Here is a 15648-nt window from a genome sequence, read left to right as displayed (position 1 = left end):
ACGGCGCCGGGCAGGAGACCGCGCAGCCGCGCCCGGGCAACAGATGGAGACACGATGAGCATGGCCACGAGAGCGGACACGCCGGCGCCCGCGTCGCACGTCGCCGACAGTCACGACCTGATCCGCGTGCACGGCGCGCGCGAGAACAACCTCAAGGACGTCAGCATCGAGATCCCGAAGCGCCGGCTGACGGTGTTCACCGGCGTCTCCGGCTCGGGCAAGAGCTCGCTGGTGTTCGGCACCATCGCCGCCGAGTCGCAGCGGCTGATCAACGAGACCTACAGCGCCTTCGTGCAGGGCTTCATGCCGACGCTGGCCCGGCCCGAGGTCGACGTGCTCGACGGGCTGACCACCGCGATCATCGTCGACCAGCAGCGGATGGGCGCCGACCCCCGCTCCACGGTCGGCACCGCCACCGACGCCAACGCGATGCTGCGCATCCTGTTCAGCCGACTCGGGAAGCCGCACATCGGCTCGCCCCAGGCGTTCTCCTTCAACGTCGCCTCGATCAGCGGAGCGGGTGCGGTCACCCTGGAGCGCGCCGGCAAGACCGTGAAGGAGCGGCGCAGCTTCAGCATCACCGGTGGCATGTGCCCGCGCTGCGAAGGCCGGGGCTCGGTCTCCGACATCGACCTCAGCCAGCTCTACGACGACTCCAAGTCGCTGGCCGAGGGCGCGTTCACCATCCCCGGCTGGAAGTCGGACAGCTTCTGGACGGTGCGCGTCTACGCCGAGTCGGGCTTCGTCGACCCGAACAAGCCGATCCGCAGGTACACCAAGAAGGAGCTGCACGACTTCCTCTACAAGGAGCCGGTCAAGGTGAAGGTCGACGGCGTCAACCTCACCTACGAGGGGCTGATCCCGAAGATCCAGAAGTCCTTCCTGTCCAAGGACAAGGAGGCGATGCAGCCGCACATCCGGGCGTTCGTCGAGCGGGCGGTCACCTTCACCACCTGCCCCGAGTGCGGCGGCACCCGGCTCAGCGAGGCGGCCCGCTCCTCGAAGATCGCGGGGATCAGCATCGCCGACGCCTGCGCGATGCAGATCAGCGACCTCGCCGCATGGGTACGCGACCTGAACGAGCCGTCGGTGGCGCCGCTGCTGGCCAAGCTCCAGCAGACCCTGGACTCCTTCGTGGAGATCGGGCTGGGCTACCTCTCGCTCGACCGGCCCTCGGGCACCCTGTCCGGCGGTGAGGCGCAGCGCACCAAGATGATCCGCCACCTCGGCTCCTCGCTCACCGACACCACGTACGTCTTCGACGAGCCGACGATCGGCCTGCACCCCCACGACATCCAGCGGATGAACAACCTGCTGCTGCGGCTGCGCGACAAGGGCAACACGGTGCTCGTCGTGGAGCACAAGCCGGAGACGATCGCGATCGCCGACCACGTCGTCGACCTCGGCCCCGGCGCCGGCACGGCGGGCGGCGCCGTCTGCTTCGAGGGCAGCGTCGGAGGCTTGCGGGCCAGCGGCACCCTCACCGGCCGCCACCTCGACGACCGGGCCGCCCTGAAGCAGACGGTACGCAAGGCCACCGGCACGCTGGAGATCCGCGGCGCGACGAGGCACAACCTGCGCGACGTCGACGTCGACATCCCGCTCGGCGTGTTCGTCGTCGTCACCGGCGTCGCCGGCTCCGGCAAGAGTTCACTCGTGCACGGCTCGATCCCCGCCGGCGCGGGTGTGGTGTCGATCGACCAGAGCCCGATCCGCGGCTCGCGACGGAGCAACCCGGCCACGTACACCGGCCTGCTCGACCCGATCCGCAAGGCGTTCGCGAAGGCCAACGGCGTGAAGCCGGCGCTGTTCAGCGCCAACTCCGAGGGCGCCTGCCCGGCCTGCAACGGCGCCGGTGTCATCTACACCGACCTGGCGATGATGGCCGGCGTCGCCACCACCTGCGAGGAGTGCGAGGGCAAGCGGTTCCAGGCAGCGGTGCTGGAGTACCACCTCGGCGGCCGCGACATCAGCGAGGTGCTCGCGATGTCGGTCAGCGAGGCCGAGGAGTTCTTCGGTACCGGTGAGGCGCGTACGCCGGCCGCGCACGCCGTCCTCGACCGGCTCGCCGACGTCGGGCTCGGCTACCTCAGCCTCGGCCAGCCGCTCACGACCCTGTCCGGCGGCGAGCGGCAGCGGCTCAAGCTGGCCACCCACATGGCCGAGAAGGGCGGCGTCTACGTCCTCGACGAGCCGACCGCCGGCCTGCACCTCGCCGACGTCGAGCAGCTGCTCGGCCTGCTCGACCGGCTCATCGACTCCGGCAAGTCGGTCATCGTCGTCGAACACCACCAGGCCGTCATGGCACACGCCGACTGGATCATCGACCTCGGCCCCGGCGCCGGCCACGACGGCGGCCGGATCGTCTTCGAGGGCACCCCCGCCGACCTCGTCGCCGCCCGGTCGACCCTCACCGGCGAGCACCTCGCGGCCTACGTCGGCGCCTGACCGGACCTGGCAACGGGCACGGTGACTGTGATCCCACAACTGATGCGCGCGACAGCGCGATGAACCGAGGGCACATCAGTACCCCTCGGGACGTGCGGATCCGGCCGAGAACCGGAAAAGGCTGATCTTGATGTGCCGGAGTTCCGCTAGCATCGTCGGCGTGGCGACGCGGCTTGTGCAGATCAACATGAAGGCTCAGGACGACTCCGCGCTGGGCGGTTTCTGGGCGGGGGCGCTCGGCTGGGGAATCTCCAGCGAGGGACCCGGCGTGACCAACCTCGAACCCGAGGGCTTCGTCTATCCCGACCCCGTCGCCGTCTGCATCGACCTCATCGCCTCCCCGGAACCCAAGACGGTGAAGAACCGGGTGCACGTCGACCTCGCCACCACCTCGGCGGCCCATCAGAAGGAGTTGGTCACGCGTCTGAGGGATCTCGGCGCGACACCCGACGTGGGCCAGGACGACGTGCCATGGACGGTCATGGCCGACCCGGAGGGCAACGAGTTCTGCGTGCTGGACCCCCGACCGCTCTACCGGGACACCGGACCGATCGCCGCGGTGGTGGTCGACTGCGCGGATCCGCGAGCCATGGCCCGCTTCTGGGGCGAGGCCATGGACTGGGACCTGCACGAGGTGACCGACCGGGCCGCGGTACTGCGCTCCGCCAAGGGCGTCGGCCCATATCTGGAGTTCATCCGCACACCCGACGTGAAGACCGGGTGGAACCGCGTCCATCTCGACGTCCGGCCGTACCCCGGTGACGATCTGGAGGCCGAGGCGGCCAGACTGCGGACTCTCGGCGCCACCGCCATCGACCTGGATGTCCCGTGGAAGGTCCTCGCCGACCCGGAAGGCAACGAGTTCTGCCTCCTCACCCCGGGCTGACCCTCCTCATCCGTTGGCCACGGCCGGGAGCCCCGGGTCTGCGGCGACAGTGGTCAACGGCAGCAGCAGACGACGAAGGCCCCTGAACTACGTTTCCGTAGTTCAGGGGCCTTGCGTTGCCTGGTGGCGGGTAGAGGATTCGAACCTCTGTAGCTTTCGCGACGGATTTACAGTCCGCTCCCATTGGCCGCTCGGGCAACCCGCCAGGGCATACCACCGCACTCGCGCGCGGCAGCGGAGCCAAGGATAGCGGTTGTCCCCGGGGTCATCGCAACCGGGTACCGTCAGGGGGTCCCACGCTGGTCAGCGGGGGACGTACCAGCACAGACCGCCGGACAGCAGGAGCATGAGCATGGCAGCGAACCCGTCGTTCGACATCGTAAGCAAGGTCGACCGCCAGGAGGTCGACAACGCCCTCCGCCAGGCGGAGAAGGAGCTCGCGACGAGGTTCGACTTCCGCGGCACCGGCGCGGAGATCTCCTGGTCGGGCGAGGAGGCGATCAGCCTCCAGGCGGAGACCGAGGAGCGGGTCCGGGCCGCCCTGGAGGTCTTCAAGGAGAAGCTGGTCAAGCGGAACATCTCGCTGAAGTCGCTGGACGCCGGCGACCCTCGCCCCTCCGGCAAGATCTTCAAGATCGACGCCAAGGTGATCCAGGGCATCGACTCGGACAAGGCCAAGGCGATCAGCAAGAAGATCCGTGACGAGGGGCCGAAGGGCGTCCAGGCGCAGATCCAGGGCGACCAGCTGCGGGTCACCGGCAAGAAGAAGGACGACCTCCAGGCCGTCATCGCCCTGCTCAAGGGCGATGACTTCGGCGTCGCCCTCCAGTTCACCAACTACCGGTAAGGCTCGGCCACCACAGCCGCGCTCACCCTTCGTGAACCGGGCAGACGTCGTCGCCGATGGTCGTCGTTCGTCATCACTGTCTGACGCCGACGGCCTGGCGACGACCTGGCTGCCGCCTGACCCGCCTACGGGGTCGGCCTGGACCCCTCTCCGCGCCTCGGCAGGAATCGCGCGTTGAGGAAGACCGGCTAACGACGTTCGCCGGCGTCCGCCCCTTCCCACAGCGCCTCGATGTCGATCGGCTGGCCGCCGTCGGACACGGGGTTCGGGGCGGAGCCCACAGAAGGCTCCGGCCGGTCCGTGCGTGCCTCAGGAACAGGCGGGACCTCACCGGGCTTGTCCGACAGAAGGCGCAGCTAATCGAGGGTGTAGAAGACGGTCACGCGAGGCCATTGACCGTATTCGTTCACCTCGTCGTTGCTGTACATCAGACCCGCTACGTCGACCGCGCCGTGCTCCGCGAGGTCTTCGATGGATTTCGCCACGTGCCGCAGCAGGGCAGGAACGTCGGCCTGCCCCTCGCCGAGGGGGAGGCCGATCGAGTAGTGGAAACAGGCGAGTCCCCGGCCGGTCCCCGACCGACATCGACGCTCACGCCGATCCTCCTCGTCACGCGCTTGCAAGGTACGGGAAGAGGCCGCCGACGATACACAGGATGAACAGCCGGACCGTGGACACCGGGCGCTAGTTCAACGGCCGGCATCGGACTCGACGTGATCTCCACACCTTGGCGCAATTGCAGCGCGGCGCCCCAACCCTGGGCCGTCGCCCCGTGACTAACCCATCGCCAGGTGGCGTTATCATCGCGGAATGACGATGAGTTCTCCGCTCGGGCTGGAACCGGCCGCGGCCTTGTTCCGGTCCCTCGGTGATCCAACCCGGTTGGCGCTCCTGCGCCGGCTGGCGTCCGGCGAGGCGCGGGTGGTCGACCTGACCGGCGAGCTGGGTTTGGCCCAGTCGACCGTGTCGAAGCACCTGGCATGCCTGCGCGGCTGCGGCCTGATCGACTACCGGGTCGAGGGGCGTCAGTCGTTCTACGCGCTGATCCGGCCCGAGCTGCTGGATCTGCTGCGCTCGGCGGAACAGGTCCTCGCGGCGACGGGCGAGGCGGTCGCCCTCTGCCCGGTCTACGGGGCACCGACCGCCGCCCGGGCGGGGGCCAGCGCGTGAGCGCCGCTCTGCTGACCCCCGAGCGTCGGGCGGTGCTGTCCCGGCGCAGCCTGTGGCTGGCCTACGCCACCGCCGGCTACAACCTGCTGGAGGGCATGGTCGCGATCGTCGCCGGTGCGGCGGCATCCTCCACCGCCCTGATCGGCTTCGGCCTGGACTCGTTCGTCGAGGTGTCCAGCGCCGCCGTGCTCATCTGGCAGTTCCGCTCCCGGGTGCCCGAGGATCGCGAGCGGCTGGCGCTGCGGCTGATCGGCGCGTCGTTCTTCGCCCTGGCCGCCTGGGTGATCGTCGACGCCCTCCGCTCGCTGCTCACCGGGGGTGACGCCGACGCCAGTCCCGTCGGCATCGGTCTGGCCGTGGCGTCGCTGCTCGTGATGCCGCTGCTCGTCGGGGCGAAGCGGCGTACCGGTCGGGAACTCGGTTCCGCCACCGTCATGGCCGACTCCACCCAGACGATGCTCTGCACCTACCTGTCCGCGGTGCTGCTCGTCGGCCTGGCCCTGAACGCCCTCTGGGGATGGTCGTGGGCGGATCCCGTCGCCGGGCTCGTCATCGCCGGGGTAGCGGTGAAGGAGGGCGTGGCGGCCTGGCGTGGCGAGCACTGCGACGACTGCGCGCCGCTGCCCGCGAGCGCCGCCAGCGGCGAGGGAGAGGCGTGCGGCGGCGACGGCTGCTGCTCCGGCTAGCGCGAGAAGATCAGGATCAGCACCACGGTCAGGATCGCGCTGACCAGGATCGAACCGAGGCATCCGAGCCGGTTCGAGAAGAAGACGAACATGACCGGTGAGTTACCCGCCGGCCCGGCCGGCACACCTCGCCGACGACCACCCCGGTCAGACCGGGGCCGGTTGCTCCGCGCGTACCGCTCTCGCCTCGGCGCGGGCGACGGGACCGGCGGGCAGCCCGGCGACCGTCGCCCCGACGGCGACCGCCGCCCCGGCGAAGAGGAACGCCCAGGGCACGCCGCCGGCCTGGTCGACGATCAGCCCGGCCACCGCGCCGCCCGCGGCGCTCGCCGCCACCGACATGGTGACCACCCAGGTGTACGCCTCGTTCAGCATGCCGGTCGGGGCGATCCGCCCGACCAGGGTGTTCTCCAGGGTGAGCGCGGGCGCGATGGTGGCCCCGCCGATCACCAGCGCGACGCCGAGCGCCAGCGGGGTCGGCATCACCGCGAAGACCGCGAAGCTGCCGGCGACCGCGCCGAGCAGCCAGGCGAACTGGCGGGCCATGTTGGCCGACGGCTTGCGGACGCCGAACCAGAAGCCCCCGACGGCGCTGCCGACGCCCCAGACGGCGAGCAGCAGCCCGGCGAGCCCTTCCGGGTCGCCGGTGGACTGGTTGCCGGCGTAGGCGGGCACGATCACCCCGGCCGCGCCGAACGCGATGCCGAGGCTGGCGACGCAGACCAGCAGGGCGGGGAAACCTCCCACCCGCAGCGGGCCGAGCCCCTTGGCGTGGTGCTCGTGGGGGTGCGGCCGCCAGCCGCGCATGACCTTGCCGAGCGCCACCGCGCCGGTGCCGACCAGAGTCACCACGGCAGCCCCGACCAGCGCGGCGGCGGCGTCGGCGACCAGCACGAAGCCGGCCACCAGCAGCGGACCGAGCACGAAGACGACCTCGAAGAGCGAGGTCTCGGCGGCGAGCGCGGTGTTGCGCAGGTGGTAGCGGCCGGAGGCCGGACCGGTGAGGTCGTTCCAGGCGCCCCGGATCGCGGCGGTCAGCGGCGGGTACGTGGCTCCGGCCACCCCGGCGGCGAGGTAGATCAGGGCGATGCTGCCCGCCTCCGACCGGCTGGCCCAGAGCAGCCCGAACAGGGCGAGCGGGTGGGCGACGGCGGTGGTCAGCAGCACCGGGGTGGGGCCGACCCGGTCGGCGATCCGCCCGGCGACCGGGCTGAGCGCGGCGCCGGAGAGGGCGTAGATGCCGCCGGCCACGGCGGCGAGCGAGTACCGGCCGGTCACCCCCTCGACGACCAGCAGCAGCGCCAGCGGGGTCATGCCGATCCCGAGTCGCCCGACGATGCCGAGGACCAGCAGCATCGGTGCCCCGGGGATCCGCCAGACGCCCAGGTACTGGCGCAGAGCGGCCACGGCCGACCTCCTGGAGATGTAACGGGTGGGAGCCTTGCCGACCCTAACGCCGGGCCGCTCCGGCGGAAAGCGGATATGACGCGCGCGACGCCGCCGCGCCACTCGTACACGCAGATCCGCCCGGGTCCGGCGGACCGGACACGGGCGGAACCGGGTGGTACGGACCCGTCAGCGCTGGAACTGCACCGGGCCGCTGCTGGCCGCCAACTGCTCCAGCCGGGCGACCCGCTCCTCCATCCTCGGGTGGGTGGAGAAGAGCGCGGCGATGCCGCCGCCCCGCTTGAACGGGTTGTCGATCATCAGGTGGGCGGTGCTGGTCAGCTGGCCCTGGGCGGGCAGCGGACGCGCCTGCGTCCCCATGTGGATCTTCCGCAGGGCGCTGGCCAGGGCCAGCGGGTCGCGGGTGAGCTGCGCGCCGGAGGCGTCGGCCTGGAACTCCCGGCTCCGGCTGATCGCCAGCTGGATCACGGTGGCGGCGATCGGACCGAGGATCAGGGTGAGCAGCAGCACGGCCGGGTTCGGGGCGTCCTCGTCGTCGCCACCGCCCAGCGGGATGAACCAGGCGATGTTGGCCAGCATGGTGATGATGCCGGCCAGCCCGGCCGCCACGCTGGAGATGAGGATGTCCCGGTTGTAGACGTGCGACAGCTCGTGCCCGATCACGCCGCGCAGCTCGCGGTAGTCGAGGATCTCCGTGATGCCCCGGGTCACGCAGACCGCCGCGTGCTGCGGGTTGCGCCCGGTGGCGAACGCGTTGGGCTGCGAGGTCGGGCTGACGTACAGGCGGGGCATCGGCTGCCGCGCCTCGGTGGCCAACTCCCGCACCATCCGGTACAGCTCGGGGAATTCCGCCTCGCTGACCGGTTGCGCCCGCATCGAGCGCAGCGCGAGCTTGTCGGAGTAGAAGTAGGTCACGCCGTTCATCAGCAACGAGACGACGACGGCGATGACGAGGCCGCCGCTGCCGCCGAACCAGTAGCCGACCGCGAGGATCAGCGAGGTCAACAGGCCGAGCAGCGCTGCGGTCTTCAGACGGTTGTGATGCACGATCGCTCCTTCGGTGCGCGGGCCACGCGGGGCCCGCCGACCGGTACAACGACACCGGTACCCCACAACCATCCTGCTCATGACTGAGAGTTGCCTGGAGCATGCTGTGCGCCCGCTGTAAACCGGCCCGGACCTCGGGATCCTTCTGGTTACGGTCCGTCACGGCGTCACAGTCGGTGATCCCCCCGAGACGCACCGCGGGGGGTCGGACAGGCCGGATGGGCCGTCCGCCCGGGCCGGCGGCCCCCTGATCAACCCGGTTTGCGGTGTGTCGCGGTGTCCCGCCGGTCTGACACCGCGACACGCCGCAAACCGGGCGGAAGGTCGGGCGGACGGGCGGGGCGGACGGGTCGGGCAGATCCGCCGGGTGGGCCCGGACAGGCCGGGCGGCCCGGCGGGTCAGCGGGCGGCGAGGTCGAGGACCAACTGCGGGGCGAAGCCGAGCACCACGGCGACGACGGTGGCGAGGGCGAGCGCCACGGCGACGGTCCAGGCCGGGCGGCCGACCGGGGCGCCGGCCACGACCACTGCGCCGGCGTCCGCCGGGACGACCGACGCGGCGCCGACCGGTACGCCGCCGGAGACTGCCGGTGCGCCGCCGGCCAGGGTGCCCGACACGTCGCCGGAGACGGGCGCGGTGCCGGAGACGGGCACCGCGTCGACGGCGTAGAGGGTGGCGGCGAGGCGCAGGTAGTAGGCGAGCCCGATCACCGCGTTGACCGCCACCACCAGGGCCAGCCACCCCGCGCCGCCGTCCAGCAGCGACCGGACCACCGTCACCTTGGCGAAGAGCCCGGCCAGGCCCGGTGGCAGCCCGGCCAGCCCGATCAGCGCCAGCGCGAACGCCGCGCCGACCCACGGATGCCGGCGGGCCGCCCCGCGCAGGTCGTCGACGGTGCCGCCGTCCGCACCGGCCGGACGCAGCGCCACCAGGGCCGCGAAGGCGGCCAGCTCCAGCACCACGAAGAAGACCGCGTACGCGACCGCGGCGGCGTAGGCGGTCGCCGGGGCGTCACCGGTGCGGCCGGCGGCCAGCGCCAGCGCGCCCAGTGGGGCCAGGATGTAGCCGGCCTGGGCCACCGACGACCAGGCGAGCAGCCGGACGGTACGCCGCTGGCGCAGCGCCACCAGGTTGCCGACCGTCATGGTGAGCACGGCGAGCAGGGCCAGCACCGGGCCGGTGACGTCGGCCGGCAGCGCCCGCTGCACCACGGCGAGCAGGGCCACCACCCCGCCGAGCTTCGAGGCGGTGGAGAGGTACGCCGCCACCGGCAGGGGTGCGCCGTCGTAGGTCGACGGGGCCCAGGCGTGCAACGGCACCGCCGCCACCTTGAAGGCGATCCCGACCACCACCAGCACGATCGCGGCGGTGGTGAGCGGCAGGTCACGCCCCTCATCGAGGAGCGCGCCGAGCCGGTCGAGGTGCAGGCCGCCGGTGACCGCGTACAACAGGGCCGCGCCGAGCAGGGTCACCGTGGTCGCCACCACGCTGACCACGAAGAAGGTGACCGCCGCCTCGGCGCTGGCCAGACTGCCCCGACGCAACCCGACCAGGACGTACAGCGGGAGGGTGAGGGTCTCCAGGGCGACGATCAGGGTGATCAGGTCGCCGGCCGCGCCGAGCACCACGCCGCCGGTCATCGAACAGGCGAGCAGGAAGCAGTACTCCCCCGCCGGGGTCGGCCCGCTGCGCAGCAGCGGCCCGGAGAGCCCGAGCACCCCGAGGGTGAGCAGCGCGAAGACGGCGGCGACGAGGGCCGCGCGCCCGTCCAGGACCCAGGAGCAGTCGGCGCCGACGCAGAACGTCCGCCGGGTCTGTCCCGCGCCCACCACCGCCGCGCCGACCGCGGTGGCGACCGCGCCCACGGCGGCCACCGCCGCCGTCGCGCCGGCCCGGGCCAGCAGCAGGTCGGCCAGGAGCACCAGCACGGCCGTGCCGGCGGCCAGGTACGCCGGCAGCAGCGCCACGTTGTCGACGCTCTGCACCAGGCTCATGCCGCCACCTCGTCCGGTTCCGTCCCCGTCCTCACCGCAGCACCCCCACCAGCGCGTCCACCGGACCGGCGGCCAGGCCGAGCACCAGCGTCGGGGCCAGCCCCACCGCGAGGGCGAGCAGCACCAGCGGCGCCCAGGCGGTCAGCTCCGCCCCGGCCAGCCCGGGCGTGATCCCGGCCACCGCCGGGCTGGGCCGGCCGTGGGTGACCAGTCGCAGCAGCCGCAGGAAGTACGCGGCGGTCAGCGCCCCACCGATCGCGGCCAGCACGGCCAGCGTGGTCCAGAGCCCACCGCCGCGCTGGACGGCCGCGACGACGGCGAACGCCTCCCCCCAGAAGCCGGCCAGTCCGGGCAGCCCGAGCGAGGCGACCGCCGCGAAGCCGAGCAGCCCGGCGAGCCGGGGCGCGGTCTCCCGCAGCCCCGACAACTCCGTCAGCGCGCCGGTGTGCGTACGGTCCTTGACCGCCCCGGCGAGGAAGAAGAGCAGGCCGGTGATCACACCGTGCGCGATGTTGCCGATCAGCGCCGCCTGGATGCCGGTGGCGGTCAGCGTGGCCACCCCGAGCAGCACGAAGCCCATGTGCCCCACGCTGGAGTACGCGATGAGCCGCTTCAGGTCGGACTGCGCCAGGCAGACCAGGGAGCCGACCAGGATCGCGGCGACGGCGAGCACGCCGAGCACCGGGGCGGCCCACCGGGCGCCCTCGGGAGCCACCCCGACCGCGATCCGCACCAGCCCGTACGTGCCCATCTTGAGCAGCACCCCGGCGAGGATCACGCTGCCGACGGTGGGGGCCTGGCTGTGCGCGTCGGGCAGCCAGGAGTGCAGCGGCCAGAGCGGGCTCTTCACCGCGAAGGCGAGCGCCAGCAGGGTGAACGCGGCCAACTGGGTGCCCCGGGACAGCCCGGCCCCACCGGTCAGGGCCACGACGTCGGCGGTGCCGGCCGCGGCGACCACCACGTAGACGCCGACCAGCAGCAACACCGAGCCGAAGAGCGTGTAGAGGGCGAACTTCCGGGCCGCCCGCCGCCGGTCCTCGCCGCCCCACCCGGCGATGATCGCGTACATCGGCAGCAGGACGACCTCGAAGAACACGAAGAACAGGATCAGGTCCAGGGCGAGGAAGGTGCCGAGGATGCCCACCTCGACCACCAGCAGCAGCGCCACCAGCGCCCGCCCGCTGCCACCGGCCGGCACCCGCCAGAGCGTGTAGCCGCAGCAGAGCAGGGTGAGCAGCGCGGTGAGCACCACCAGCGGCCAGGAGATCCCGTCCACCCCGAGGTGGAAGCGCAGGTCCAGGCCGGGCACCCAGGGCACGTCGAGCCGGTGCCACGGCTGCACCGCGGGCGCCGGGCCGTACCCGAACCAGCCGTGGTCGCCGAGCACCAGCATCGCCGCACCGACCAGGGTCAGCCCGGCGACGACCGTACCGACCACCCGGGCGGCCCGGTCCCGGGGCGTGGCCGCCACCGCGACCGCACCCAGCGCCGGCAGGGCCAGCACCGCGACCAGCAGGAACTCCCCGAGGCTCACGACATCTCCCCGGTTCGCGACTGCGGGGCTCGCAACACCGGCTCACTCCTCGCGCTCACGGCGTCCCTCCGATCAGCAGGACGGCGGCCAGCCCGACCAGCAGCGCGCCGGCCAGCACCGCCGCCGCTGCGCGGGGCAGCGCCGCGCGGTGCAGCGCGGCCAACGCGCCCCCCAGGCCGACCGTGCCCCGGCCGACGCCCTTCACCACGCCGCCGACCACCATCTCGTCGCCCGCCTGCGCCACCCAGGCCAGGTCCGCCGCCGGGCGCACGACCAGGGCCTGCTGCACGTCGTCGAGGCGGAACGCGGTGGCGAAGACCGGGCGGAGCGGACCCAGCGTTCGGGCCGGGTCGGCGGCCGGGTCCCGCCGCCAGCCGGTCCAGGCCAGCGCGGCCCCGGCGAGCAGCAGCACGGTCGGCAGCAGCAGCGCCGGGCCGAGGTGGACGAGCACCTGCTCCCCGGGGGCGACGGCGGGCGCCGCCGGGAAGAACAGCCGGTGGGCGAAGGACTGGGTGAAGCCGGCCAGTCCGAGCAGCGCGGCCGGCACGGCGAGCAGCAGCACCGGCCACCGCATCGCGGCCGGCGGGTCGTGCGGGTGCAGCAGCGGCATCCGGCGTTCGCCGAGGAAGGCGCGCAGCAGCAGCCGGGTGGCGTACCACGCGGTGACCAGCACGCCGAGCAGCCCGGCCAGCCAGACCAGCCAGCCCACCCAGGCGGGCGCGGGACCGGCGCCGTCCAGCGCCGCCGCCTGGGCGACCGCAAGCACGCCGTCCTTGCTCCAGAAGCCGGACAGCGGCGGCACCCCGGCCAGCGCGCCGAGCCCGATCACCGTGCACCAGAAGGTGACCGGCATGTCGCGGCGCAGCCCACCCATCCGGGACATCAGCGTGGTGCCCAACGCGTGGATCACCGCCCCGGCGGCGAGGAAGAGCAGCGCCTTGAAGGCGGCGTGGGTGAGCAGGTGGAACAGCGCGGCGGCGGGCGCGCCGACCGCCAGCGCCCCGGTCATGTAGCCGATCTGGGAGACCGTCGACCAGGCGAGCACCCGTTTCAGGTCGTCCTGGGCGGTGGCCGCGAACGCGCCGAGCAGCAGGGTGACCGACGCGAGCACGCCGAGCACCGCCAGCGCGGTCGGGGCCGCCGCGAAGAGCGGCCAGAGCCGGGTCACCGCGTAGACGCCGGCGGCGACCATGGTGGCCGCGTGGATCAGCGCCGAGATCGGGGTGGGGCCGGCCATCGCGTCGGGCAGCCAGGTGTGCAGCGGGAACTGGGCGCTCTTGCCGGCCACCCCGGCGAGCAGCAGCAGGCAGGCGGCGGTGAGGGTGCCCGCCGAGTGGTCGTGGGCGAGTACGTCGGCGATGGAGAAGCTGCCCGCCGAGACGCCGAGCAGGGCGATGCCGAGCAGGAAGCCGACGTCACCCACCCGGGTGACCAGGAACGCCTTCATCGCGGCGGCCGGGGCCTCGGGCAGCCGCCGGTCGTGGGCGATGAGCAGGTAGGAGCAGAGCCCCATCACCTCCCAGCCGACCAGCAGCATGACCAGGTCACCGGCGACGACCACCACCAGCATCGCGGCGGTGAAGAGGCTGATCTGCGCCGCGTAGGGCGGGTAGCGGTGGTCCACCTCGACGTCGTCGTGCCGGCCGCGCCGCAGATAGGCGGTGGAGTAGACCTGCACGGCCAGGGCGACCGCCGCGACCGCCACCGCGACCAGCGCGGCGGCGCCGTCCAGCCGGACGCCGAGGGTGACCCGCAGGCCGCCGAGATCGATCCAGGTGGTGGAGGTCTCCACCGGGTCGCCGACCCGGACGACCAGGAGCACCGCGATCAGCAGGGCGCCGGCCGCGCCGGCCACCCCGAGGGCGGTCGCCGCCCGACGCGCCCGGTCCTCCCCGGTGGTCGCGCCCTTCGGCGACGGTGGCAGCAGCAACCCGGTCAGGCCCGCCACCAGGGGTACGGCCGGCAGCGCGGCCCCGAGCAGCCCGGTCACCTCGCCCCCTCCGCCCCGTCCACACCCGAGCCGGCCGCCGGCCGGTCGACGCCGACCGTGGTGGCCGACCGCTCGGCCACGGCAGCGGCCGGCACGGGCACCGGCGGCTCGGTCAGCGGCACCTCGTCCACCGCGACGCTGGCCCGCAGCCGGTAGAGCTGGAGCACGATGGCCAGGCCGACACCGATCTCGGCGGCGGCGAGCACGATCACGAAGAGCGCGAAGACCTGCCCGCCGTGCGGCAGGGCGGCCTTCGCCGTGGTGTCGGCGGTGACCAGGATCAGGTTGACCGCGTTGAGCATCAACTCGACCGCCATCAGCACCAGTACGGCGTTGCGCCGGCGCAGCACGCCGTAGACGCCCAGGCCGAACAGGAGCGCGGCGGTGACGTACGGGACGACCGGTCTCACGCGCGGCCTCCCTCGTCCGTGGACGCCGGGCCGGGGCGGGCGGCCGGGGCGGCCGGCGCGTCGGGACGGCGGCCGATGTCGGGACGGGAGAGCACGATCGCGCCGACCAGGGCGGCCAGCAGCAGCACCGAGAGCACCTCGAACGGCAGCACCCAGGAGCGGAAGACCTGTTCGCCGAGGCGCTCGGCGGTGCCCGCCGCGGGCAGCTCCACCCGGGTCCAGCGGAAGGCGTCCACCAGCAGCACGGCCAGGCCCAGCCCGGCGCCCCCGCCGATCAGCGCGGCCGGCCAGCCGGGACGGTCCAGGTCGTCGGAGGCGCCGATCGGGGCGCGGGTCAGCATCACCGCGAAGAGCAGCAGCACCACCACCGCACCGACGTAGATCAGCACCTGCACCCAGGCGACCAGCTCGGCGGTGAGCACCAGGTAGTCGCCGGCCAGCGCGCCCAGGCAGACGACCAGGTAGAGGCCGGCCCGGACCAGGTGCTTCGTGGCGACCACGAGCACACCCGCCCCGACCGCCACCGCGCCGAGGGCGAGCAGCAGCACGTCCGCACCGGTCATGCTGGCGTACCCCCGTCGGGGGCGGGGCCTGGCTCGGGGCGTACCACGGTGGGGCGGGCGGCGGAGCTGGACGGGGCCGCGGCCTTGCGCGCGGCGGTGGCCTCCTCCTTGGCCGGCTCGCCGTTGCGGTCGTGCGCCGGCGGCGGCGGCACGGTGCCCATCCACTCGCCCAGGTGGTCCTTGTCGTGCAGCAGGTCCTTGATGTCGTACTCGGCGTACTCGAACTCGGGTGACCAGTAGAGGGCGTCGAACGGGCAGACCTCGACGCAGATGCCGCAGTACATGCAGAGCGAGAAGTCGATGTCGAACTTGTCGAGCACGTTGCGCTGGCGGGGGCGGGCGGCGCCGGGCACCGCCACCTCCTCCTTGTGCGAGTCGATGTAGATGCACCAGTCCGGGCACTCGCGCGCGCAGAGCATGCAGACCGTGCAGTTCTCGGCCAGCAACGCGATGACACCCCGGGAGCGGGGCGGCAGCTCGGGGGCGACGTCCGGATACTGCTGGGTGGTCGAGCGGCGGGTCATCGTCTTCAGCGTGACCGCCAGCCCCTTCACCAGCCCCTCGCCGGGAAGACCACCGCGCTCGCTGCGCTCGCTCATGCCGCTCATCCTGCCCTGTGCCCCCGGCGAGCGCGACCACCACCCGTCCCTTCCCGGCGGTACGGT

The 15648-nt window shown here is 72.9% G+C and carries 13 protein-coding genes and 1 tRNA gene; 5 read left to right on the top strand and 9 right to left on the bottom strand.

Annotated features, from left to right (window positions below; genetic code table 11):
* Window positions 1–54 precede the first annotated feature (54 nt).
* On the top strand, window positions 55–2448 hold the full coding sequence (locus tag ACPFP2_RS08425) for an ATP-binding cassette domain-containing protein (RefSeq protein WP_424087762.1): 2394 nt from the start codon (window positions 55–57) through the stop codon (window positions 2446–2448).
* Window positions 2449–2608: 160 nt separating this feature from the next.
* On the top strand, window positions 2609–3334 hold the full coding sequence (locus ACPFP2_RS08420; protein WP_424087760.1) for a VOC family protein: 726 nt from the start codon (window positions 2609–2611) through the stop codon (window positions 3332–3334).
* Between the two features lie 121 nt (window positions 3335–3455).
* Here the strand turns inward: ACPFP2_RS08420 and ACPFP2_RS08415 are convergent.
* Window positions 3456–3539 (bottom strand) — tRNA-Tyr (locus ACPFP2_RS08415).
* A 147-nt stretch (window positions 3540–3686) separates the two neighbouring features.
* On the opposite strand from ACPFP2_RS08415, the gene ACPFP2_RS08410 reads away from it, so the two are divergent.
* The 3 genes from ACPFP2_RS08410 (at window position 3687) to ACPFP2_RS08400 (ending at window position 6037) form a co-directional block, all read left to right on the top strand.
* Complete coding sequence (locus tag ACPFP2_RS08410) at window positions 3687–4181, top strand: YajQ family cyclic di-GMP-binding protein (protein ID WP_424087758.1); 495 nt, start codon at window positions 3687–3689, stop codon at window positions 4179–4181.
* Between the two features lie 810 nt (window positions 4182–4991).
* Window positions 4992–5351: an ArsR/SmtB family transcription factor gene (locus ACPFP2_RS08405; RefSeq protein WP_424087756.1), complete on the top strand. Its 360-nt coding sequence runs from the start codon at window positions 4992–4994 to the stop codon at window positions 5349–5351.
* The gene (locus ACPFP2_RS08400) at window positions 5348–6037 is read left to right on the top strand and encodes a cation diffusion facilitator family transporter (RefSeq protein ID WP_424087754.1); all 690 of its coding nucleotides are present in this window, start codon (window positions 5348–5350) and stop codon (window positions 6035–6037) included. Before ACPFP2_RS08405 ends, ACPFP2_RS08400 begins: the two co-directional genes overlap by 4 nt.
* Window positions 6038–6184: 147 nt before the next feature.
* Here ACPFP2_RS08400 and ACPFP2_RS08395 read toward each other — a convergent pair whose 3' ends face one another.
* The 8 genes from ACPFP2_RS08395 to ACPFP2_RS08360 form a co-directional block, all read right to left on the bottom strand.
* Window positions 6185–7444: an MFS transporter gene (locus ACPFP2_RS08395; protein ID WP_424087752.1), complete on the bottom strand. Its 1260-nt coding sequence runs from the start codon at window positions 7442–7444 to the stop codon at window positions 6185–6187.
* Window positions 7445–7612: 168 nt separating this feature from the next.
* Window positions 7613–8491 carry a zinc metalloprotease HtpX gene (htpX, locus tag ACPFP2_RS08390; RefSeq protein ID WP_424087750.1) on the bottom strand — a complete coding sequence of 293 codons (879 nt, stop codon included), beginning with the start codon at window positions 8489–8491 and terminating at the stop codon, window positions 7613–7615.
* Between the two features lie 399 nt (window positions 8492–8890).
* Complete coding sequence (locus ACPFP2_RS08385; protein WP_424087748.1) at window positions 8891–10486, bottom strand: NADH-quinone oxidoreductase subunit N; 1596 nt, start codon at window positions 10484–10486, stop codon at window positions 8891–8893.
* A gap of 31 nt (window positions 10487–10517) precedes the next feature.
* On the bottom strand, window positions 10518–12020 hold the full coding sequence (locus ACPFP2_RS08380) for a complex I subunit 4 family protein (RefSeq protein ID WP_424087746.1): 1503 nt from the start codon (window positions 12018–12020) through the stop codon (window positions 10518–10520).
* A gap of 55 nt (window positions 12021–12075) precedes the next feature.
* A complete protein-coding gene (locus tag ACPFP2_RS08375; RefSeq protein WP_424087744.1) occupies window positions 12076–14010 on the bottom strand; it encodes an NADH-quinone oxidoreductase subunit L in 1935 nt (644 codons plus the stop codon).
* Window positions 14007–14420 carry an NADH-quinone oxidoreductase subunit NuoK gene (gene nuoK, locus ACPFP2_RS08370; protein ID WP_424087742.1) on the bottom strand — a complete coding sequence of 138 codons (414 nt, stop codon included), beginning with the start codon at window positions 14418–14420 and terminating at the stop codon, window positions 14007–14009. Before nuoK ends, ACPFP2_RS08375 begins: the two co-directional genes overlap by 4 nt.
* Window positions 14417–14983 carry an NADH-quinone oxidoreductase subunit J gene (locus ACPFP2_RS08365; protein WP_424087740.1) on the bottom strand — a complete coding sequence of 189 codons (567 nt, stop codon included), beginning with the start codon at window positions 14981–14983 and terminating at the stop codon, window positions 14417–14419. Before ACPFP2_RS08365 ends, nuoK begins: the two co-directional genes overlap by 4 nt.
* A complete protein-coding gene (locus tag ACPFP2_RS08360) occupies window positions 14980–15591 on the bottom strand; it encodes a NuoI/complex I 23 kDa subunit family protein (protein WP_424087738.1) in 612 nt (203 codons plus the stop codon). Before ACPFP2_RS08360 ends, ACPFP2_RS08365 begins: the two co-directional genes overlap by 4 nt.
* Window positions 15592–15648 lie beyond the last annotated feature (57 nt).

It is taken from the genome of Micromonospora citrea (assembly GCF_049629545.1).
Classification (GTDB): domain Bacteria; phylum Actinomycetota; class Actinomycetes; order Mycobacteriales; family Micromonosporaceae; genus Micromonospora; species Micromonospora citrea_A.
The sequence above is the reverse complement of the archived record's forward strand: the minus strand, read 5'-3'. Positions and strand labels throughout refer to the sequence as shown.

Bases quoted from the DNA above. Each gene is read 5' to 3' on its own strand.
- ACPFP2_RS08365 (WP_424087740.1), bottom strand. From the start codon at position 14,983: ATGACCGGTGCGGACGTGCTGCTGCTCGCCCTCGGCGCGGTGGCGGTC.
- ACPFP2_RS08410 (WP_424087758.1), top strand. From the start codon at position 3,687: ATGGCAGCGAACCCGTCGTTCGACATCGTAAGCAAGGTCGACCGCCAG.
- ACPFP2_RS08360 (WP_424087738.1), bottom strand. From the start codon at position 15,591: ATGAGCGGCATGAGCGAGCGCAGCGAGCGCGGTGGTCTTCCCGGCGAG.
- ACPFP2_RS08385 (WP_424087748.1), bottom strand. From the start codon at position 10,486: ATGAGCCTGGTGCAGAGCGTCGACAACGTGGCGCTGCTGCCGGCGTAC.
- ACPFP2_RS08405 (WP_424087756.1), top strand. From the start codon at position 4,992: ATGACGATGAGTTCTCCGCTCGGGCTGGAACCGGCCGCGGCCTTGTTC.
- ACPFP2_RS08425 (WP_424087762.1), top strand. From the start codon at position 55: ATGAGCATGGCCACGAGAGCGGACACGCCGGCGCCCGCGTCGCACGTC.